This window comes from Glutamicibacter sp. 363, from assembly GCF_052379505.1.
GTDB lineage: Bacteria > Actinomycetota > Actinomycetes > Actinomycetales > Micrococcaceae > Glutamicibacter.
Map to the genome: position 1 here is coordinate 34,193 of NZ_JBQSYR010000025.1, position 20,688 is coordinate 54,880.

Genomic DNA, 20,688 nt, shown 5'->3' on the forward strand with positions numbered 1-20,688 from the left:
CCAGGGATTGGATAGTCTAAGTCAAGGAGTTTGGCGCGCTGACTGCGTCAAAGACGCAAAATTCGTAAATGAAAAAGAGAGCGGAGCGTGTTTAGATGTTGCCTAGCGGCGAACTGTTGCTTCAGATTGGTGCCGTCCTGTGGCCAATCGCCGTAGCAATTGACATCATTGTGCGCTTCGTGATGATCGGCATCGTCCCCGGAAACCGCCGTCCAACCACCGCCATGGCCTGGCTATTGGCGATCTATTTCATTCCCGTGGCAGGTCTGGCCGCCTACCTGCTTTTTGCGAACCCGAGGCTTTCACGGCGACGTTTGGAGAAGCAACGCCGCGCCAACGAAAGCATCACGGACGCCACCGCCCACATGCAGCTTCCCGAAGAATTCCACTCCACCGAAGAATGGGTGGAATCTGCGGTCGTCCTCAATCGCAAGCTTGGGGCGTTCCCGCTTGACGGGGGAAACAAAATTGAGGTGCTATCCAACTACAAGGCATCGCTGGAATCCATGCGCCAGGCCATCGAACAGGCGCAGCGCTACGTGCACATCCAGTTCTACATCATGGGCGATGATGAAGAATATGTTGGCCCGGTCCTGGACGCGTTGGAAGCCGCGTCGCGCCGCGGGGTGAACGTCCGCCTGCTCTTCGACCATCTAGGCACCTTGCGCGTGACCGGCTACCGGGATTTGAAGAAGCGGCTGCGCAAATCCGACATCGAATGGCGCGCGATGCTGCCCATCGACCCGATTGGCCGGCGCTGGCGACGCCCTGATCTGCGCAACCACCGCAAGATCCTCGTGGTGGACGGTGCGGTAGCGTTCACCGGCAGCCAGAACCTGATCGAACCGGGCTACAAGCGCGAATCATCCCATGCCTTGGGCCGCGAATGGGTCGAGATGATGCTGCGCGTCGAGGGCCCCTTGGTGCGCAGCCTGGATGTCACCTTCGCAACCGATTGGTGGCAGGAGGATGACACTACCGATGTCTTGTCGGATTTGACCGAAGCCTCGCACCCGCTGTCACAGGCAGATCAGCCCGGAGCAACACTCGCCCAGGTATTGCCGAGTGGACCGGGCTACGAATCCGAAAATAACTTGCGGCTATTCAACACCCTGATGTACTCGGCCACCGAACGGCTGAAAATCACCAGCCCGTATTTCGTGCCCGACGATTCGCTGCTATACGCCATCACCACCGCCGCGCAACGCGGCGTCGAGGTCGAACTTTTCGTCTGCGAAAAAGGAGACCAGTTCCTGGTGCATCACGCGCAACAGTCGTATTATCAGCAGCTGCTGCAAGCTGGCGTGAGAATCTACCGCTACCCGGCCCCGAAGGTCCTGCACACGAAGTGTTTCACCGCCGATAGCGATGTTGCGGTGGTCGGCTCCTCGAATATGGACATGCGGTCATTCAGCTTGAATATGGAGATTTCGGTGATGATGCTCGGCCCCGAGATTGTCGACGCGGTGAACCAGGTGCAAGATCACTACCGCGAAATATCTTCGGAGCTGACCTTGAGTGAATGGCGCCGCCGTCCACGCTTGCAGCGCTGGATCGACAACGTCTGCCGGCTGACCGCGACGCTGCAGTAATCCACAGGGCTCACTCCCGCACCGGGAATTCCGTGCCGAGCGCCGAAAGCACACCCACGGATTTGGTGAGCACTTCTTCCCACTCCTCCTGCGGGTCGGAATCGGCGGTGATGGCACCGCCAAGCCCGAGGCTCAATTCCCAGCCATTGGTGGACAGCCGATCGCAGACTAGGCTACGGATGACTACCGAAAAATCCGCCGATCCGTCGTGGCCAAGGTAGCCTACGGCGCCGGAGTAAAGCCCGCGGGGCCGTTGCTCTTCCAATTCGTCGAGGATCTCCATACTCGAGAGCTTCGGTGCTCCGGTCATCGACCCCGGTGGAAACGCCTCGCGCAGGGCCAGGGCCGCGTCTTGGCGGCTTCGCAGCCTGGCATCAATGGTGGAAACCATTTGATGAACCGTCGCATAGGTCTCCACCGCGCACAGGCGTTTGACGGCTACCGTGCCGGGGAGCGCATAGTGCGACAAATCGTTGCGCAGCAGATCCACGATCATGATGTTTTCGGCGCGGTCTTTCGGGTGCGTGGCCAGATCGTGAGCCAGCGCTAGGTCTTCGGGCTCGCTTTTTCCGCGGGGGCGGGTTCCCTTGATCGGTTCGGCACGAAGTTTGCCGTGGGCGTCCAAGCTCAGGAATCTTTCCGGAGAGATGCTGGCGACTTCCAGATCCGCCAAGCGAAGGTAGTGCGCAAAAGGTGCGGGGCTGGATTCGCGCATCCGGCAGTAGGCTTCGAAGGGCGAGAAATCTTCGACCCGGGCTTTCAGCACCGTGGTGAGGCAGGCCTCGTAGGTGTTTCCCTCAAAAATCTGTTGTTGCACCCTCCGGACCTTCTGCCGATATCCGTTGGCCGAATCTGCGCATTCGAAGGCCAGGTTGGGCAACGAGGCGCTTTGGCGCGTGCCGGCCGCGGCGGCCGCCTCGATGATCTCGTTAAGCGCGGCTACCTGGTCGGCGGCGCAGTGGAGCATCAGTCGATCCAGCCGGTGGTCGACGACCAAGACGGCATCGGGGCAGAAGAACTGCGCGTCGGGCCGAGCCGTGCCATCTGCCAAAAAGACGGTGCGATCTCGCGCGCCGACCTCGCGGCCTAATTCATAGCCCAGATAGCCCACCCATTGCGGCAGCGGATAGTCGTGGGCCATCGCCGAATGCTGGGGCCACAACCGGTGCAGGGCGGTGAAGAACTCCCCGCCTTGCTGCACGGTGGCCGATCCGGCATGGACTACGGTCCGACTCGCTACGCTCGTAAGGACCGCGGAGCCCGGATCCAGCGCCAAGGCGAGCAACGAGTACCTATTGCGATCCAACGGATCGGTAAGTTTGTGGCTCGTGGATTCCAGCAGTGCGGCCCTCGGCAGGGCGGAGGCTACGGCCTCAAACAGGGCCGCTACATCTGCCGGCGCCGCGAAGGTCGCCTGCAGCGCTGGGGCCGGCGCCGGTTCATCGTGGGGGAGCAGGCGTTGCAGCGCGGCCGGGAGGAATCGATGCGCCGCGCGTAGCTGTTGGCTCGGGGTTTGCTCCGTTGCCGCATTCAGCACGATGGTGGCGTGTTCTTGCGGGGCCTCTGCGTGGAGATAGGCCGTCTCTTGGGCAGCCCACTGCTGCCAGTACGGGCGGTAGGTTTCGCCGTCTCGCGCCAACGCCCGCTCGCGGCGCAGGGTCGCGGGCGCGTCCAGCCAGATGCTCACATCCACGTAGTCGCGTGCAGCGGTTCCAGCGGCGCCAACGCCTTCGATGATGAGCACCGGGCCGGGGGCAAAGGTTCGTGGCGCCCCATATTGGTTCGTTTCCCAGTCCCAGGCTTGCCAAGCCACTTCGTGGCCTTGAGCCAGTTCGGGAAGGAGCTCAGCGTAGAGCTTCCGGGCGCGTCCGAGCCCATCCCATCCGGGATACAGGTCTTCGAGGTGCAAGATATCTGCGCTTGCGCTGGCCCCCAGGGTGGTGGCTAGGGCGGCCGCGAATTGTGTTTTACCCGCGCCGGAACGACCGTCGAGGGCAATAATATATGGTCTAGCGGTTTCCACGGGAGGCGATATTACTCCGCACATAATCGACGAGGGCGGGCAGGCTGGCAGCGATCATCTTCCAAGTTTCCCTGAAATCCCCGGCGTCGCCATACCAAGGGTCGTAAACCCCCTGGCTCTCATGGGGCTCGTTGGCAATCGCCGGATCGAAGGACCTGAACATGCGAAGCAGCGGACGATCGGCCTGGTCGATCTCGGCGAGGTCCGGCACAAGGAATTCGAAGTGATCGGTGTCCATCGCCAATACCAGATCCATTTGCGCCAGTTCTTCGGCGGTGAGCTGTTGCGCCACATGCCCGGTGGCATCGAGGCCATGCGCGCGCAGGGTATTTGCCGCCCGCGGGTCGATGGGATGGCCAATTTCCCCATCGGTGGTCGCCCTGGAAGAGAGCTCGACCTCGGAGACTCCAGCGTCGCCCAACGCATTTTTGAGCATGTACTCGGCCATAGGCGAACGGCAGATGTTTCCCGTGCACACGATCATTATCCGGAACATGTCATTAGTCTAGGCACAAGTGGGGCCAACCTTCGAGAGCTACGCGCCCTATTTATGAGAACAAAAAGGCAACGATTCATCTACGCGCTTCGGTGCCGTGGTGCTGCGCGGTGACTAATGCAGGAAAAGCAGCAGGGCCGCCACGAAAATGAAGAGCGTGCCAAAGACCAGATTGAGGATCTTTGCTCCGCGCGCGGTGGCGGTGAATCGTTGAAAGGTGCGTGCCGTGGCGGCGAAGAAGAACCACATCACCAAGATATCTACACAAATGATCGTGCCGATGTAGATGGCATACTGCGCGATGAGCGGCTGATCCGGACGAATGAACTGCGGGGTGAACGCCAAGAAGAACACGATGGCTTTGGGGTTTAGCAGATTCACCAGGATCCCGCGCCGAACCATCGCCCAGCGGCCCATCGCACCGCCTTGGGTGGTTCCGTCCGAGGTGACATCCGGTTTGGAAAGAATCATGCGGATACCCAGATACACCAGATAGGCCGCGCCGGCATAACGCACCGCGGCGAAGATCGCCGGTGAGCCGGCAACTAGGAGCCCGACTCCGGCGGCCACGATGATCACATGCATGAGCAATGCGATCTGCTGGCCGAGGATTCCCCAGATGGATGAGCGGAAACCGAGCCTCATCGCGTTGGTCATCGTATTGATTGCGCCAGCGCCCGGAGTGAAGCTGATGACGATGCTCGCTCCGAGCAGGGAGATCCAAAGTGCAAGAGTCACTTGATCAGCTTAGATTGTTTCGGCCCCCGGAGCAGATTTGGCTTCGTGACGTGACACCACTTCGGCTCTAGCGGCGTCGACCCCGGCTACGACTCGGCTCATGAATTCGGTAATGAGCGAGAGCTGCTCGGCATCGTAGTCGGCGACGATATCAAGCATGTTCTTGCCTAGGGGCAGGAACATCTCCCGTCCTTCGCGGCGTGCTTTGTCGGTCATCGCGATGCGTACGACACGGCGGTCCTTGTCGGTACGCTGCCGTTCGATATAGCCGATCTTTTCCAGCCGGTCAAGCATCGCCGTCGTTGCCGGCGAACTCAGCTGCAGCTCCCGGCTGAGATCACGCGGGGAGGGGAGGGTACTGCGTATCTGATACTTCATGATGATCGAAAGCGCATTCATATCGGTGCGGTGCGTGCCGTGGATCGATCCGGTCGACTCAACATATCGATCGGATGCAAGGCCGAATTCTCTTAATAGCGCCACAAGCTGATGGTTTGTAGTCGTAGACATGACTTTGATTGTATAGGCCATCAAATCATTCCATAATGGAACTACTTTCTGCTAGGCTGAGCTTGCCCGACATTCTTGGCAGAACCGTGTCATTGCGAAAAGGAACAAATCGTGCCGCATCTGAGAAAGCCAGAGTTGCCTTCGAAAAAGAAAGCCGTGGGAGTCCGCTTGGGGGTGTATTCCCTGGTGATCTTGCTTTGGTTGGCGATTGCAGGGGTGGGCGGGCCAACTTTCGGCAAGCTCTCCGAAGTCCAGACGAATGACCAGGTTGCCTTCCTGCCGGCAACCGCAGAGGCGACCCGAGCCCTTGAATGGCAGAACAAGTTCCGCACCTCGGATGCGATTCCGGCGGTGGTTCTGGTCACGAGCGAAACCGACCTCCCGGCCAGTGCCGGGGAGGACCTGGCCGCGCAGCTCGCGGACTTCGCCTATCTTGACGGGCAGGTTACCGGCCCCTTCGTTTCGGAAGACGGGCAAGCCGTTGAACTGCTGGTGCCGGTGAGCGCAGAGGTGAAAGCGAATGTTGGAGTCGAAGACCTTCGGGCGAAGCTGGCGCAGATCATCCCCGATGGCACCACGGGTTATGTCACCGGCCCCGCCGGGTTCAGCGCCGACCTCACCGAAGCCTTCGGCGGAATTGACGGGGTGCTTCTGGGCGTAGCCCTCGTGGCCGTGCTCGTCATCCTGCTGCTGGTCTATCGATCGGTGCTGCTGCCATTTGCAGTATTGCTCACCTCGGTGGTGGCGCTTTGCGCGGCGATCCTCACTGTTTACTACATGGCCGATGCGCAGTGGATCAGCCTCGACGGGCAGTCGCAAGGAATCCTGTCGATTCTGGTGATCGGTGCGGCGACGGATTACTCGTTGCTCTTCGTGGCGCGGCACAAGGAAGCTCTGGCGGAAGGCAAGGACAAGCGCCAAGCCGTCGCCAAGGCCTGGCGCAGCTCCTTGGAGCCGATTGTCGCCTCCGGCGGCACCGTGACGGTCGGCCTGCTCTGCCTGCTGTTCTCCGATCTGAACTCGAACAAGGCGCTGGGGCCGATTGGGGCCAGCGGCATCATCTTCTCCATCATTGCCGCTCTGACCTTCCTGCCCGCAGTGCTTGGCCTGCTCGGCAGGGCCGCCTATTGGCCATTCCCGCCGAAAGCCGCACAGCACGGTGAGCATGCCGTGGTGAAAGAAGGGCTGTGGGGGCGCATCGCGAACTTCGTCGCTGCCCATCCGCGTCCCATCTGGATCCTCACGTTGTTGGTTCTTGCCGCGGGTGCGCTGGGGGTAACCCAGCTCAAGGCGCATGGCGTTCCGCAAAGCGAGCTGGTCATTGGCGGTTCGGAATCACGGGACGGGCAGGCCGCCCTCGGTGAGCACTTCCCTGCGGGATCCGGCTCACCAGCCATCGCGGTGGTGAGCGAAGCCGATGCGGCCATCATCCTCGAAGATGTACTGGATGTCACCGGAGTGGACTCCGCTTACTTGCAGGCAGAAGACGGCGGGCCAGCCATGGCCGCACGCGGTGCCGACCCGCAAGTGATCGAGGGACGCAGCCTGATCTCCATCACATTGAGCGACGCCGCGGACTCGGATGAAGCCAAGGAAACCATTGGCGCACTCCGCGCGGCGGTTCATGCGGTGGACGCCGAGGCGCTGATCGGCGGAACCACCGCGACGCAGCTCGACACGGCCGATACCGCTCTGGCGGATTTGGCCAAGATCATTCCGCTGACACTCATAGCGATCCTGATCATTCTGATGCTGTTGCTGCGTTCGGTGCTCGCGCCGGTGCTGTTGATCGTCACCACGGTCATCTCCTACGGAACCGCAATGGGTGTGAGCGCCTTGGTGTTCAACGGCGTCTTCAAGTTCTCCGGCGCAGACCCGGCGGTTCCCCTGTTCGGTTTCGTATTCCTGGTGGCCCTCGGCGTGGACTACAACATCTTCTTGATGACGCGGGTGCGTGAGGAAACCTTGAAGTACGGAACCCGCGAGGGCATGCGCCGGGGGCTGAAGGTAACCGGCGGGGTGATCACCTCGGCTGGTGTGGTTCTGGCAGCGACTTTCGCGGCCTTGGGAGTCGTGCCGATCATGTTCCTCGCTCAGCTGGGATTTATCGTGGCCTTCGGGGTTCTGCTTGATACCTTCATCGTTCGAAGCCTGCTGGTGCCGGCGCTAGTGGAGGAAATCGGGCCGAAAGTCTGGTGGCCTTCAAAGCTCTCCAAGAAGGCCGAATAACCCCCGACGTGTCTGAGATCTCTTGATTTGCGGGCATTTGACGGACTCAGGCACTGTCTGGGTCCGTCAATGGCCTGTAGACTGGGGTTGTGCGCACCAGCAAGTGATTTGGTGATTCTCCCGGAAAGCTCGGTGCGCATTCGTCGACAGTTTAGATTTCCCGCTGATGATCTGCGCCGCAATGCGCCTTTCCTCTCCCCAAGTTATCGGCCCAATTACGGCTTTTGCTTGTGGTGGACTTCCTCCTGGCTCGGCGAAACCAAACGTCGAAACCGGCGTGCGAATCAGAGAGAAAGTTTGAGCGTGACTACAACTTTTAGCGCCCTTGGCGTGCCCGAAAACCTATCGAATGTTCTAGCGAAGCTAGGCATCGAATCGGCCTTCCCAATTCAGGAAGCAACCCTTCCCACCACACTTGCAGGCGGAGACGTCCTGGGCCGCGGACAGACCGGTTCCGGCAAGACCCTTGCCTTCTCGATCCCATTGGTAGCGCGCTTGGCGCAGCGACCACAACGTCGCAAGGCCCGCTTCCCACGAGCATTGATCATGGCTCCAACCCGCGAGTTGGCTACCCAGATCGCCAAGGCAGTGGACCCGCTGGCAGCAGCCTCCGGACTGCGCACCACCGTGATCTACGGTGGCGTGGCCCAGAGCCGCCAGGAGAGGGCCATGAACGAGGGCGTTGACATTGTCATTGCCTGCCCCGGTCGCCTTGACGATTTGATCAAGCAGAAGGTCGTTGACCTGTCCCAGCTGGAAATTTCGGTTCTGGACGAAGCCGACCACATGGCCGACATGGGCTTCTTGCCGGTAGTGCGCCGCATTATGGACCGCATGCCAACAGGGATCCAGCACATGCTGTTCTCCGCCACCTTGGACAATGGCGTGGACAAGGTCGTCAAACGCTACCTGAGCAATCCAACCATCCACTCGGTTGACGCCCCGGAAGCCGCGGTGAATACCATGGAACACCACGTCTTCGTGATCCCGGCTGACGACAAAAAGGAACTGATCCGTATTCTGGCTCAGGGCACCGGACGCCGCATCATGTTCATGCGCACCAAGCACCACGCCAAGAAGATGGCAGTTGTCCTTTCAAAGGCTGGAGTCCCGGCCGTTGATTTGCACGGCAACCTGTCGCAGAACGCTCGTGACCGCAACCTCGCAGCCTTCTCCTCGGGTGAGGCGAAGGTACTGGTAGCCACCGACGTGGCCGCCCGTGGCGTACACGTTGATGGTGTGGAGCTCGTTGTGCACGTGGACCCACCGGCAGAACACAAGGCCTACACGCACCGTTCGGGCCGTACCGCCCGCGCCGGTTCCAGTGGCACCGTAGTGACCATTTGTACTCCAGATCAGCAGGGTGATGTCGCGACCCTGCTCAAGCAGGCTGGCCTGAAGGTTCCTTTTGAGAAGATCAACTTGAACTCCAGCGTCGTTGCGAACGTCGTCGGTGAGGTCGCGGAATCGGTGGCTTATGTCGCTCCGGTTCAGCAGAAGTCATCGCCACGGAAGAAATCGGTGGCGGCCTCCGGTAGCGGATCCTCGCGTGGCGGCAACGGTGCGGTCCGTGGTGGCCGTTCGGCCCGTGGCACTCGCTCGGGTGGCGAAGGCGAAGCGCAGCGGAACTCCAACCGTCGCCCAGCTCGCGGCGCATCGGCTAACGCAGAGCGCCCAGCACGCGCAGGACACTCGGCCAATGCCGAACGTCCCTCGCGCGGCGGACAAAACGCCAATGCCGAGCGCCCAACCGGTGGCAACCGTGCGCCAAGCCAGGGCGGCCGCGGCGCAAGCGCCGGCGCGCCAGCTGCTGGTGGACGTTCCCGCGGTCCACGCCGCGCCTCGAGCCCGGCAACTCGTAGCCGCTAAGCTCTAGCGGCTAGTCCTTAGTCCTAGTCCCTCGGATCCGATCTCTATCGGATGCGGGGGACTAGTTCGTTTAATCCGCGCAGCTGCGGTCCGAAAGATTACCTCTATCGGATGATCCTGTGCGACTAGGCGAAACGTAGAGTTAAATTTACGAACTCACCCGTGAATTTACCCCATCAGGAGCTCTAACCGTGATCGAGACATTGCAGGATTTTGCCACATCATTCCCCGAACCGCTGCAGTGGCTAGCCGTGGCGATAGTCGCCGCGATCCCATTTGTGGAATCCTATTTCGGATCGGTGATCGGTGTACTGCTCGGGATGCCGGTGGTATTCGCGGTGATTGCGGCCGTGGTCGGCAATGCGATTTCGATGCTGCTCTTTGTCAATAGTGCACATGCGGTGCGTACGAAGGTGCGGCAGGGTGCCGGAACGGAAAACAAGGCACGCAAATACGAGAAGCTGCACAAGGCATTCGACAAGTACGGCATTGCCGGTGTCAGCCTCTTGGGGCAGACCATTCTGCCGTCGCAAATCACGTCCGCGGCATTGGTGTCCTTTGGTGCAAATAAGCAGAAGGTCATCTTCTGGCAGCTGATCTCCATTGTTCTATGGGGCACCGCTTTCGGGGCGCTTGCCGCTACTGGCCTCCCATTGCTGAGCAAGTAGGCATGCTCTGAGCGAACGAGCCACCCGCGGAAAATCCGCGGGTGGCTCGTTCGCGTGGTGCCCGACGGCAAATGCCAGCTGCTTCTGGCAGTTAAAAAGGAAGCAGGCAATCGGTCCGAAGGTGTTGACAACGCCGGCTAGCGCCCACATCTTCTGGGCGCCTTCGACCCGCGCGGCCGGTTGTGTGCCAGGGGTGCGCAAGGTGACAACTGCCAATGTCAGCTCAATAATTGCGGTGACCATGAGGCCGGCTCGTGAGCCGGCGGAGCGCCCGCTGAATGTTTTGCTCGCTGCCATGACCCGCCCCTTGCATAGTTCAGCCCAGCTCGCGGGTAAACCTGATCGCCGGGATTTTTTGCCTGCTGGGAATTATTCGCGCAACATGTCCGTTGTACAGTGCAGAACGCAAAGTTGAGTCAGGTTCGCTCAAGTTGATTTGACAGCCAAAAAAGGCCGTGCATAAACTTGAGTGCAGAACGCTCAATAGGGGCATCCGCCCCAAGCGTTAGTAATTTCCAACTACTGCAAAGGAGAGCCAATATGTCGCGTGCTGTAGGCATTGACCTAGGAACCACCAACTCGGTTGTATCCGTGCTTGAAGGCGGTGAGCCAACCGTTATCGCAAACGCGGAAGGCAACCGCACCACCCCGTCGATCGTTGCTTTCTCGAAGAGCGGCGAAGTTCTGGTCGGCGATATCGCCAAGCGCCAGGCAGTGAACAACATCGACCGCACTATCGCTTCGGTCAAGCGTCACATGGGCACCGACTGGTCCATCGACGTGGACGAGAAGAAGTACACCGCTCAGGAAATCTCCGCTCGTACCCTGATGAAGCTGAAGAACGACGCCGAGTCGTACTTGGGCGAAAAGGTCACCGACGCGGTCATCACCGTCCCTGCATACTTCAATGATGCCGAGCGCCAGTCCACCAAGGAAGCCGGCGAAATCGCGGGCATGAACGTGCTGCGCATCGTCAACGAGCCAACCGCTGCGGCGCTGGCCTACGGCCTGGAAAAGGGCAAAGAAGACGAACTCATCCTGGTCTTCGACCTCGGTGGCGGTACCTTCGACGTCTCCCTGCTGGAAGTTGGCAAGGACGAAGACGGCTTCTCCACCATCCAGGTCCGCTCCACCGCTGGCGATAACCGCCTCGGCGGCGATGACTGGGATCAGCGCATCGTTGACTGGCTGCTGGCTCAGGCCAAGCAGAAGGGCGCAGACCTGTCGAAGGACAAGATCGCACTGCAGCGTCTGAAGGAAGCTGCCGAGCAGGCCAAGAAGGAACTCTCCTCGGCCACCAGCACCAACATCTCGTTGCAGTACCTCTCGGTCACCCCAGAGGGTCCGGTTCACCTGGACGAGCACCTTTCGCGTGCCAAGTTCCAGGACCTGACCAAGGACCTGCTCGATCGCACCAAGAAGCCATTCCACGACGTGATCGCCGAAGCCGGCGTGAAGGTCTCGGAGATCGCACACGTGATCCTCGTTGGCGGTTCGACCCGTATGCCAGCCGTTGCCGATCTGGTCAAGGACATGGCCGGCAAGGAAGCCAACAAGGGCGTCAACCCCGATGAGGTCGTCGCCGTGGGCGCTGCCTTGCAGGCAGGCGTGCTGAAGGGCGAGCGCAAGGACGTGCTGCTCATCGACGTCACCCCACTGTCCCTGGGTATTGAAACCAAGGGCGGCGTGATGACCAAGCTGATCGAGCGCAACACCGCGATCCCAACCAAGCGTTCGGAGACCTTCACCACCGCGGAGGACAACCAGCCTTCGGTGTCCATCCAGGTCTTCCAGGGCGAGCGCGAGTTCACCCGTGACAACAAGCCACTGGGCACCTTCGAGCTGACCGGCATCGCCCCGGCACCGCGCGGCATCCCGCAGGTCGAGGTCACCTTCGACATCGACGCCAACGGCATCGTGCACGTCTCCGCTAAGGACAAGGGCACCGGCACCGAGCAGTCGATGACCATCACCGGCGGCTCCTCGCTGTCGAAGGAAGACATCGAGCGCATGGTGCAGGAAGCCGAAGCCCACGCCGAAGAGGACAAGGCCCGCCGCGAGGCAGCCGAAACCCGCAACGCCGCCGAACAGGCAGCCTACTCGGTTGACAAGCTCATCAAGGACAACGAGGACAAGCTTCCGGAAGAGGTCAAGACCGAGGTTCAGGCCGACGTCGACGCGCTGAAGGAAACCCTGGAGAAGCAGGACAACGACGACGAGGTCAAGGCCGCGTTTGAGAAGCTGCAGGCTTCGCAGACCAAGCTGGGCGAGGCAATCTACGCCAATGCCCCGACCGAAGGCGCCGAAGCTCCCGAGGGTGAGCAGGCTTCGAATGCTGATGAAGACATCGTCGACGCCGAGGTAATCGACGAAGACGACGAGAACGTCAAGAAGTAAGGGAGAGACGGGAATATGTCCGAGGCACAGGACCAGAACGCCAACTCCGGCCAGGAGCCGGAGAACGAGCAGGATGCCGCCAATGAGCAGCAGACTGCAGACGCTTTGGGTCAGGCCGAGGCGATCCTGAACGAGGCGGCCGCCGGCGTCGAAGAGGCGCAGGCTGAGGTCACCGAGAAGGAAAACGAGTTGCGCAACGACCTGCTCCGCCTGCAGGCCGAGTATGTCAACTACCGCAAGCGCGTCGAGCGCGACCGGGTGGCAGTGCGTGACAGCGCCGTCCAGTCGGTGCTCTCCACCTTGTTGCCGGTACTCGATGACATCGATGCCGCTCGTGCTCACGGCGACCTGGCCGATGGACCGTTCGCGGCCATCGCCAACAAGCTGGACACGGTATTGGCATCGCACGGCCTGGAGCGAATCGACGAGGCTGGGGTCGAATTTGACCCTAACGTCCACGAAGCTTTGCTGCGCCAGCCGGTCCCCGAAATTCCGGCGGACCATGTGGGACAGGTATTGCGAGCCGGTTACCGCAAGGGCACCTACACACTGCGCGCCGCGCAGGTGCTGGTCGCCACCGGCGAATAGCCGCACATCTAGATAGCGAAACTGCCCACTGCCGAGAATTCGTCAGTGGGCAGTTTCGAATCGCTAGTCGAAAGAAAGGGGGCCCTGATGGCAAGTCAGGACTGGATCGACAAAGACTTCTACGCCATTCTGGGCGTCTCCAAGGACGCCAACGAGGCGGACATCAAGAAGGCGTACCGCAAGCAAGCGCGTAAGTACCACCCGGATACCAACCAGGGTGATGCGGACGCCGAGCGGAAATTCAAGGACATCTCCGAGGCCAACTCGGTGCTTTCCGATAAGGAAGAGCGCGAACAATACGACGCCATCCGCGCCATGGGTGGAGGCGCCCGGTTCAGCGCCGGTGGCGCTGGCGGTGCCCCGGGCGGCCAGGCAGGATTCGACGACGTCTTCTCCAACCTCTTCGGTGGTGGGGGAGGCCCGCGCGGCCGCGGCGGACAGCCCGACTTCTCCGATCTCTTCGGCGGCGGGGCAGGCTTCGGCGGCGGATTCGGCCAAAGCGCCCCGCCACGCAAGGGAGCCGACCGAACGGCGAGCACCACCATCTCCTTCGCTGGTTCCATCAAGGGCACCACCATCGGATTGCGTGAGCAGAGCGGTGAAGTCATTGACGTGCGTGTTCCGGCCGGAATCAAGGACGGACAGTCGGTGCGCGTGCGCGGACGGGGCCAGGCTGGGGGAGCCGGCAACGGCGACCTGCTGGTCAAGGTTAAAGTCACCGAGCACCCGTTCTTCAAGCGCGAAGAGAACAACATTCGTGTTCACCTGCCGGTCACCTTTGATGAGGCAGTCCTCGGAGCGAAGATCCACGTGCCGACCCTCGACGGGGAACAGGTAGCCGTGAAGGTGCCTGCCGGATCGAACTCGGGCCGTACCTTGCGCCTGAAGGGGCGTGGGGTGAAGACCTCGAAGTCCACCGGCGACATGCTGATCGTCTTGGATGTGGTGATTCCACAGAACCTGAACGACAAGGCCAAGGCGGCCATCGAAGAATTCGCTGCCGCCACCGAGGGTGAAGATCCTCGCGTGGGTCTTGAGGCCAAGGCCAGGCTCTAGGCATAATCCTGGAGCGATGTAGTGCAACGCGTCGGCGTGCCCCGAAAGGGGCGCGCCGAGGTGGACAATGGATGTATCCCCAGCAGCGGAAGTAAGGAGACTGAATTTCATGGCCCACGAGTTCTTGCGACCTGTATTCGTCATTTCAGTCGCCGCGCAACTAGCAGACATGCATCCGCAGACGCTGCGGCAATACGACCGCATCGGATTGGTCTCTCCAAGCCGCCAAGCCGGCAAGCAGCGTCGCTACTCTCAACGCGATGTTTCGCTGCTGCGCCAGGTGCAGCTGCTGAGCAAAGAGGGCGTTTCGCTCGAAGGCATTAAACGCATCATCGAGCTGCAAAACCAGGTAGCCCACCTCCAAAGCCAAGTGGCCGAACTGCGCGATGAGCTGCACGCGGTCCAGCAAGGCCAAACCCGGGTTTTCGCCGCAGGTACGGCCGCCGGAGATGTGGTCTCCATGGCCCGTGGCATGCGACCGGCACGTCGCGAACCAAGCGTGACCCTATTTACCACCCGCCGCGCCATCGGCCGCTAGGCCCGCGCTCCGCGTACCTTGTTTTTGAGGGACCGAAAAATAAAAACCATGCAGGTCGCGGCGGGGAGGATCCTTCGCGTCATCAAATTTCGCAGGATCTAGAGAAGGTTTTCTGTACGGCGCTCTACAAGAAAACGATTAGCGGCCAGGCATACTGGTACCTGCGCGAAATGGCCTGGGCCGATGGGGGCAACCCAAGATGGATTCCGAATCCGGGCTGGAGAGCGCCAAGGACATCGAGAAATTGCTGGACCCCATGGAAGCGGCAACTGTACCGGAGGAAACGCGGCACCTGGGATTCGGATAATCAGCCATGGCCAAGGGGTATCCTGCAACGCCCGGACACCCCCGGGGCCACCGAGGGGAGCGGTGCGATGCTTTCCTATGGAATCCGACTTGCCCTCGTGCCTGTTGAAGATCCGTTGCCAGACTCGGACCCACCGGTAGTAGAGGGTGCCGCATTCGTCGAGGCAGGATATCTGGATCATGCGCACAGGCGCATACTCCCGCCGGACTTCTTCTGTGGATCGAGACAGGCCGTGGTTCGACGGCGCATCGTGTCCGGGGTCTTGAATTGGCGCACATCGCAATCGCGGCGGGCCCCGACTCTACCGGTCCCACGGGTATGGTCAGTTGCAAGCCGCGGTGTTAGGCTCTCGGCATGCGACGAGTCCTGCTTTCGACGGGTGTAGAGATGGCCGTAGAGGAAATGGGCGAAGGCAAGCCGGTTCTTCTCTTGCATGCCTGGGCTGAGACCCACCGCGTTTTCGATCGGCTCGCACCACTGCTTTCCACGTCCCTGCGACTGGTCATTCCAGATCAACGCGGTGTCGGCGAGAGCGACAAGCCGGCGGATGGATACGGGCTGGCCGACTCAGCCGAGGATGTAATCGCACTGCTCGATGCCTTGGGAATCGACTCGAGTTGGCTGGTTGGGACATCCAGCGGAGGCTACCTGGCGCAGCAGGCTGCTGTGACTTATCCAGAACGAGTGCGTGGATTGGTCCTTGTAGGCTCACCGAGCAACTTGCACCAATCACCTCCGGCCGCCATACGTGAACTGCTGGAATCGCTCCACGATCCGGTGTCCATCGAAGACATGAAGGCCTTCCGCGACGCTCTGCCCCTGCTAAGCCCTGTCCCGGATGCGTACGTCGAAACCCAGAAGCGTGCCGCGCTCACCATACCCCCGAGAGTTTGGCGGTCGACCTTCGACGGTCTGGTTGCCGCAACACCGCCGATTCGGTGCGGCCCCATCATCGCTCCTACACTGATCCTCTGGGGATCAGCAGAATACTTACTACCCGCGGACCAGCTCCACGAGCTGTCTGAGGCGATCAAGGACAGCTACATCGAGTCGTACGAAGGCACCGGTCATCTCGTGTTGTGGGAAAGGCCCGAGCGTGTAGCCGCCGACATAATCAAATTCATCTCGAGGGCACCGAATTGAAGCGGACTTGCCCCGCCCCGCGCCGATGGTTGATCAGTGCAATGCTGACACCTGCATCGCCCGGATACAGCGATGAACTAGGGCACCTCGACGAGGATTCTCCCGGTCTGAGGCGGAAAGCATAATTGCGGCGGGCGCGATATCCGGCAGGGCGACCCGGTCCAGGTGTTTTCGCCGATAGCGAGCAGCGCTTCCAAGGTATCCATCGCGTCCGGGGCGATGAGATGCACAAGACGGTCGATGGGGCTGATCCGTGGAACTTCCGGTTCGCCGGCTGCGGCCGCTGCGAGATCGAAGCGCAAAGCACGTTGCACAGCGGCCAACCATCACGCCAAAAGCCGAACTCTCCATAACCTGCTCGGCGAAGGTCAGCAAAACCAAATCCGCATGGCTTCAGTGTCGCTCCTTGCCTTCGAAAACGCCGAAGGCCCGAAGATCAGTGCTCAAAAACACGACCTTCTGCCCCGCCGAGGCTGACGGGACGGGACTGCTAGCGGGCGTTTCTTAGCTATGCACTTCGAGTTTCATGGGCTGCCTAGTTAACCTATATTTTGCTGGCCAGAAATGTATGGCCGAACTTTCCTTCGGGGCTAACTTGCCGAGGTTGAAGATCTCGGAAAGGTCCGAGCGGGCGGCGATCCCTTCGGTGAGCATACGTTGGGTCTTGGGCTGGACACCGGTGGGGGAGTAGTTCATTACGGTTTCCTGGATGCTACCGAATTGTTCGAGCGGCTCTCGCACCGAATGGTGTTCGTCAGCTTGTTCGTCTTCGCGACGCATGAGGAGGGCGATGTACCGGGCTTGGACGCAGATGAAGGCGTGTACGCGGATGTAGCGTTCGTTCCAGTGGTTCATCGGAGAAGCGGAAACCACGTGGGGTCCTTGAATTGCCGGAACCCGGATTCGGTATCGGACTGGACCGGAAGATCGGCTCTGCATCCCGGTGCCGTTTTACCACTGCTTTGGCATGGTGATGGGAAATCTCGGATGCACCGCGCACGGGACCACCATGGTGATTCCCGCCCCGAGCTTCGATGCCGAAACCACCTTGCGAGTCATTGCCGAGGAAAAATGCACCGGGGTATATGGGGTGCCCACCATGTTTATCGCCATGCAAAATCATCCCAGCTTTGGCACCCACGATCTGAGCACCTTGCGAACCGGAATCATGGCCGGCTCGGTATGCCCTGTCGAGGTGATGCGCCGCTGCCTCGAGGAGATGAACATGACCGAGATATCCATCGCCTATGGGATGACCGAAACCAGTCCGGTCTCCTGCCAGACTCGTGCCGATGATGATTTGGCCGCTCGCACGGAAACCATCGGCAGGGTGCATCCGCACCTGGAGGTCAAGATCGTGGACCCGGCAACCGGCGCGACGGTGGAACGCGGGCAACCCGGGGAGTACTGCACTCGAGGCTACTCGGTGATGCTCGGCTACTGGAACGACGCGGCGAAAACCGCAGAGGCCATCGACTCCGAGAATTGGCTGCATACCGGAGACCTCGCGGTGATGCGCGAGGACGGCTACTGCACCATTGTCGGGCGAATCAAGGACATGGTGATCCGCGGGGGAGAGAACATCTACCCGCGGGAAATCGAGGAGTTCCTATTCGGGCATCCCGATATAGAAGATGTCTCCGTGGTGGGGGTGCCAAACGAAAAATATGGTGAAGAGATCTGCGCCTGCATCACGATGAAGACTGGCAAATCGCCCCTTGGGGTCCAGGACATCAAGGACTTCGCCGAAGGGCAATTGGCGCATTACAAGATCCCGGCCTATGTGATGATCCTCGATGAGTTCCCGATTACGGTCACCGGCAAGATCCGCAAGGTGCAACTGCGCGAAGACGCGGCGAAAACCCTGCTTGGCTAAGGACCGCGGGAGCCTAGATGCGGCCGTGCTTGGCCAAACGCGCCAAGAGCCCCTGCTTTACGGTGGGCCATTCTTGCGGCAAAATCGAGAAAACCACGGTGTCGCGCAAGGTGCCTGTGCCAGCGTCATACATGTGATTGCGCAGCACCCCATCTTGCTTAGCGCCTAGCCGGGCGATAGCTTCCCGGGACTGCTGGTTATGCCAATGCGTGCAGAAAGCCACGGCGATGCAGTCGAGCTCTTCGAAGGCGCGCTGAAGCAGTAGGTACTTCGCCGCGGCATTGATGCCCGTGCCCTGGTGGTCAAGCCCCAGGAAGGTCGAACCAATTTCCACCCGACGATTGACCGCATCGATGGTGAGGTAGGTCGTCGCGCCCACCGTTTTATTGCTTTGCAGGTCGAGAATTGCGAACGGGGCCATCTTGCCCTCGGCCTGCAGAGCCAGCCGCCGGTCGATCTCGGAGTCCATGCCCTGCGCCGAAGGGATCTTGGTGAACCAGGCCTGGTCCAGCCCATCGCGGGCCACCATGGCTCCCAGATGTGCCGAATGCTTCCGGTCGAGCTGTTCGAGCCGGACGCCGGCGAATTCTAAGGTGGGGGATGCGCTGAGGGCCATGACTGCAAGTCTATTGCAATCATGGCCCTGCGAAACCAAGACTTACTTGGCTGTTCGGGCGAAGGCCAAGTCGAAGACTAAACGTCCTGCCTTCAAGGCCTTGCCTTCGAAGCTGGTGAGGATGCGACGCTCGAATCGTGGTGCCCAGCCACCGAGGTCATCAACGAATTCCGGTTCCGGGGCAAAGCCCTCCATGCCGTTCTGGCGCACCTTGGTCAGGTCGCTTTCCTCCCCGGCGGCGTTGCCGGGGTGCAGATTCTCGAATGCCTGGTGTGCTTCCAGCACTTCGCGCATTTGCTCGGCGTAGTTCGACCAGTCGGTGGCCAGGCGCAGGGTCCCGCCGGGTTTCAGCACGCGCGCGACCTTGTCCAGGAATGAGGAGGTAATGAGCCGGCGCTTGTGATGACGCGGCTTATGCCAAGGGTCCGAGAAGAAGATCCAGAGCTCATCGGCGCTATTCTCTTCGAGCATGACCTCTAGAACTTCTGGCGCATTGGCCTGCACCGCGCGAACGTTTTCCAGCTCGAATGATTCAACCTTGAGCATCAGCTGGGCCAATCCCGGAAGGTACACCTCAACGGCCAGATAATTGCGCTCTGGGTCATCCTTGGCGGCATTGGCGATGCATTCGCCCAGGCCCGTGCCGATTTCGACGATCAGCGGGGCAACACGTCCGAAGGCCTGCTCGGGGTCCAAGCGGAAGTCATCCGCCACCGAAGTATCTGCAATTTTACGCGGCGGCTCGATCACGTAGCGATCGGCGTTGCGCTCCCAAGCAGCCGCGCGGCGTCCTTGCAGTCGATTGCCTCGGCGTACGAAAGAGACCGGTTCGGCACGGAAATAAGATGGGTCTTTGGCCGCCTTGCCGGAGACTGCAGGCTGCTCTTCGCTACGTTCGCTCATGATTATTAATCCTAGCCGAGTACCGGCCGGCACAAACTTGGAAATTATGGGGCGTTGCACACCCGCCGAGCGGGAATCGAGAAATACTAGGGGGCGTTCCGGGTGTTCCCCTATGGCGAAAAGCCGCCTCGAACAGGCATCCTAGAAGTATGACAGATCTAGTGCGCGGTTTATTGAACATCATTTGGCTTGTATTCGGAGGACTTTGGCTGGCGTTGGGCTATGTCCTAGCCGGCATCATCTGCTGCCTTTTGATCGTCACGATTCCTTTCGGCATCGCGTCATTCAGAATTGCCGGTTATGCGCTGTGGCCCTTTGGGCGCACGGTCGTCGACCGCGGGCCGGTCGGCGCGTTTTCGACATTGGGCAACGTCATCTGGTTGATCTTCGCCGGTATCTGGATTGCCATTAGCCATGTGCTCACCGCGATCCCGATGTTCGTCTCGATTATCGGCATCCCACTAGGCATCGCGAACCTGAAGATGATCCCGGTATCCTTGATGCCGCTGGGCAAGGAGATCGTTCCTTCCGACTACTTCATCGGCAACGTTCGCCGCTAGTAGTCCGGTAACGAGCTAGGGGCCGATTTCCAGAACTTGGGGAGTCGGCCCCTACGCATTTGCGAGGTTTGCTCAACTTTCGGTGCGTGCCTCGAGCAGCTGTTCGCGAAGGATTTCTGCGTGTCCGCAGTGTTGGGCGAGCTCGCGCAGCAGGTGCAGCTGGACCCATGCGAGCGAGAGCGGACCACGTCGATTTCCGGAAAGCACCGCATCGTCCGCTAGGCCTTGGCGCATCTCGCGGGAGCGGGCTACCGCATCCCGATAGGCCATGCTGACCGAAGCGATAGTGTCCTCTGGCGCCAGGTCAAATGATTCATCCGGGGACTGCGCAATACCGAGTTCGGCGCGCGAGGCTCCGGTGACCGCCTCGCCAAACCAGACTCGTTCAACAAACACCGCGTGCTTCAGCAACCCGAGCAGGGTGGTCTTCGAGGCAACCAAACGTGCCCTGGCCTCGGTTTCGGTCATTCCGTCAAGATAGCCGAGCAGCATCTGGCGGTGCTGCTCAATGAACTCGTCCACCAGCTCGGCTGGGTCTTGGCGGTAGTGAATTGGCGCATCTGGATTAGTCATGCGACA

General features: G+C 60.6%; 19 protein-coding genes and 1 pseudogene. 11 read left to right on the forward strand and 9 right to left on the reverse strand.

Annotation, left to right across the window (positions count from 1 at the left end; translation table 11 throughout):
- Positions 1 to 95: 95 nt before the first annotated feature.
- Positions 96 to 1,592 (forward strand): cardiolipin synthase, encoded by a 1,497-nt coding sequence (gene cls / locus ACT3UA_RS14765; protein ID WP_096283300.1) that lies wholly within the window; start codon positions 96 to 98, stop codon positions 1,590 to 1,592.
- Positions 1,593 to 1,602: 10 nt separating this feature from the next.
- On the opposite strand, the gene pabB is transcribed toward cls, so the two are convergent.
- From pabB to ACT3UA_RS14785, 4 genes are all read right to left on the reverse strand, one after another.
- Positions 1,603 to 3,615, reverse strand: a complete 2,013-nt coding sequence (gene pabB / locus ACT3UA_RS14770; protein ID WP_255248324.1) for an aminodeoxychorismate synthase component I — start codon at positions 3,613 to 3,615, stop codon at positions 1,603 to 1,605.
- Positions 3,602 to 4,111: a low molecular weight protein-tyrosine-phosphatase gene (locus ACT3UA_RS14775; protein WP_444617104.1), complete on the reverse strand. Its 510-nt coding sequence runs from the start codon at positions 4,109 to 4,111 to the stop codon at positions 3,602 to 3,604. The genes pabB and ACT3UA_RS14775 overlap by 14 nt, the downstream gene beginning before the upstream one ends.
- Before the next feature lie 114 nt (positions 4,112 to 4,225).
- Positions 4,226 to 4,849, reverse strand: coding sequence for a LysE family transporter (locus ACT3UA_RS14780; protein ID WP_096283303.1), 624 nt, complete (start codon positions 4,847 to 4,849; stop codon positions 4,226 to 4,228).
- A 9-nt stretch (positions 4,850 to 4,858) separates the two neighbouring features.
- Positions 4,859 to 5,359, reverse strand: a complete 501-nt coding sequence (locus ACT3UA_RS14785; protein WP_096283540.1) for a MarR family winged helix-turn-helix transcriptional regulator — start codon at positions 5,357 to 5,359, stop codon at positions 4,859 to 4,861.
- Between the two features lie 111 nt (positions 5,360 to 5,470).
- Between ACT3UA_RS14785 and ACT3UA_RS14790 the strand changes: the two genes are divergently transcribed.
- The 8 genes from ACT3UA_RS14790 to ACT3UA_RS14825 all read left to right on the forward strand — a co-directional run bounded on the left by ACT3UA_RS14790 (position 5,471) and on the right by ACT3UA_RS14825 (position 16,154).
- Entirely contained in the window at positions 5,471 to 7,588 is a 2,118-nt protein-coding gene (locus ACT3UA_RS14790; RefSeq protein ID WP_444617107.1) for an MMPL family transporter, read from the forward strand.
- 303 nt (positions 7,589 to 7,891) lie between these two features.
- Positions 7,892 to 9,457, forward strand: coding sequence for a DEAD/DEAH box helicase (locus ACT3UA_RS14795; RefSeq protein WP_096283304.1), 1,566 nt, complete (start codon positions 7,892 to 7,894; stop codon positions 9,455 to 9,457).
- 191 nt (positions 9,458 to 9,648) lie between these two features.
- Complete coding sequence (locus ACT3UA_RS14800) at positions 9,649 to 10,125, forward strand: hypothetical protein (protein WP_096283305.1); 477 nt, start codon at positions 9,649 to 9,651, stop codon at positions 10,123 to 10,125.
- A 540-nt stretch (positions 10,126 to 10,665) separates the two neighbouring features.
- On the forward strand, positions 10,666 to 12,522 hold the full coding sequence (dnaK, locus tag ACT3UA_RS14805; RefSeq protein ID WP_096283306.1) for a molecular chaperone DnaK: 1,857 nt from the start codon (positions 10,666 to 10,668) through the stop codon (positions 12,520 to 12,522).
- Positions 12,523 to 12,537: 15 nt separating this feature from the next.
- A complete protein-coding gene (locus ACT3UA_RS14810; protein ID WP_096283307.1) occupies positions 12,538 to 13,110 on the forward strand; it encodes a nucleotide exchange factor GrpE in 573 nt (190 codons plus the stop codon).
- Positions 13,111 to 13,197: 87 nt separating this feature from the next.
- On the forward strand, positions 13,198 to 14,166 hold the full coding sequence (locus ACT3UA_RS14815) for a DnaJ C-terminal domain-containing protein (protein WP_096283308.1): 969 nt from the start codon (positions 13,198 to 13,200) through the stop codon (positions 14,164 to 14,166).
- A 109-nt stretch (positions 14,167 to 14,275) separates the two neighbouring features.
- Positions 14,276 to 14,704: a heat shock protein transcriptional repressor HspR gene (locus ACT3UA_RS14820; protein ID WP_096283309.1), complete on the forward strand. Its 429-nt coding sequence runs from the start codon at positions 14,276 to 14,278 to the stop codon at positions 14,702 to 14,704.
- A gap of 661 nt (positions 14,705 to 15,365) precedes the next feature.
- The gene (locus tag ACT3UA_RS14825) at positions 15,366 to 16,154 is read left to right on the forward strand and encodes an alpha/beta fold hydrolase (RefSeq protein WP_096283310.1); all 789 of its coding nucleotides are present in this window, start codon (positions 15,366 to 15,368) and stop codon (positions 16,152 to 16,154) included.
- Between the two features lie 77 nt (positions 16,155 to 16,231).
- On the opposite strand, the gene ACT3UA_RS14830 is transcribed toward ACT3UA_RS14825, so the two are convergent.
- Positions 16,232 to 16,468 carry a hypothetical protein gene (locus ACT3UA_RS14830; protein ID WP_141393443.1) on the reverse strand — a complete coding sequence of 79 codons (237 nt, stop codon included), beginning with the start codon at positions 16,466 to 16,468 and terminating at the stop codon, positions 16,232 to 16,234.
- A 262-nt stretch (positions 16,469 to 16,730) separates the two neighbouring features.
- Positions 16,731 to 17,071 (reverse strand): annotated as a pseudogene (locus ACT3UA_RS14835) (IS1634 family transposase); the annotation flags it as partial.
- A gap of 50 nt (positions 17,072 to 17,121) precedes the next feature.
- On the opposite strand from ACT3UA_RS14835, the gene ACT3UA_RS14840 reads away from it, so the two are divergent.
- Complete coding sequence (locus tag ACT3UA_RS14840) at positions 17,122 to 18,030, forward strand: AMP-binding protein (protein ID WP_444617111.1); 909 nt, start codon at positions 17,122 to 17,124, stop codon at positions 18,028 to 18,030.
- 13 nt (positions 18,031 to 18,043) lie between these two features.
- Here the strand turns inward: ACT3UA_RS14840 and ACT3UA_RS14845 are convergent, their stop codons facing one another.
- Both ACT3UA_RS14845 and trmB read right to left on the reverse strand, forming a co-directional pair.
- Complete coding sequence (locus ACT3UA_RS14845; protein WP_096283313.1) at positions 18,044 to 18,646, reverse strand: GNAT family N-acetyltransferase; 603 nt, start codon at positions 18,644 to 18,646, stop codon at positions 18,044 to 18,046.
- Between the two features lie 42 nt (positions 18,647 to 18,688).
- Positions 18,689 to 19,549 carry a tRNA (guanosine(46)-N7)-methyltransferase TrmB gene (trmB, locus tag ACT3UA_RS14850; RefSeq protein ID WP_096283314.1) on the reverse strand — a complete coding sequence of 287 codons (861 nt, stop codon included), beginning with the start codon at positions 19,547 to 19,549 and terminating at the stop codon, positions 18,689 to 18,691.
- 149 nt (positions 19,550 to 19,698) lie between these two features.
- Between trmB and ACT3UA_RS14855 the strand changes: the two genes are divergently transcribed.
- Entirely contained in the window at positions 19,699 to 20,109 is a 411-nt protein-coding gene (locus ACT3UA_RS14855) for a YccF domain-containing protein (RefSeq protein WP_255248325.1), read from the forward strand.
- A 72-nt stretch (positions 20,110 to 20,181) separates the two neighbouring features.
- Here ACT3UA_RS14855 and ACT3UA_RS14860 read toward each other — a convergent pair whose 3' ends face one another.
- Positions 20,182 to 20,682 carry a DinB family protein gene (locus tag ACT3UA_RS14860; RefSeq protein WP_096283316.1) on the reverse strand — a complete coding sequence of 167 codons (501 nt, stop codon included), beginning with the start codon at positions 20,680 to 20,682 and terminating at the stop codon, positions 20,182 to 20,184.
- Between the last annotated feature and the right edge of the window lie 6 nt (positions 20,683 to 20,688).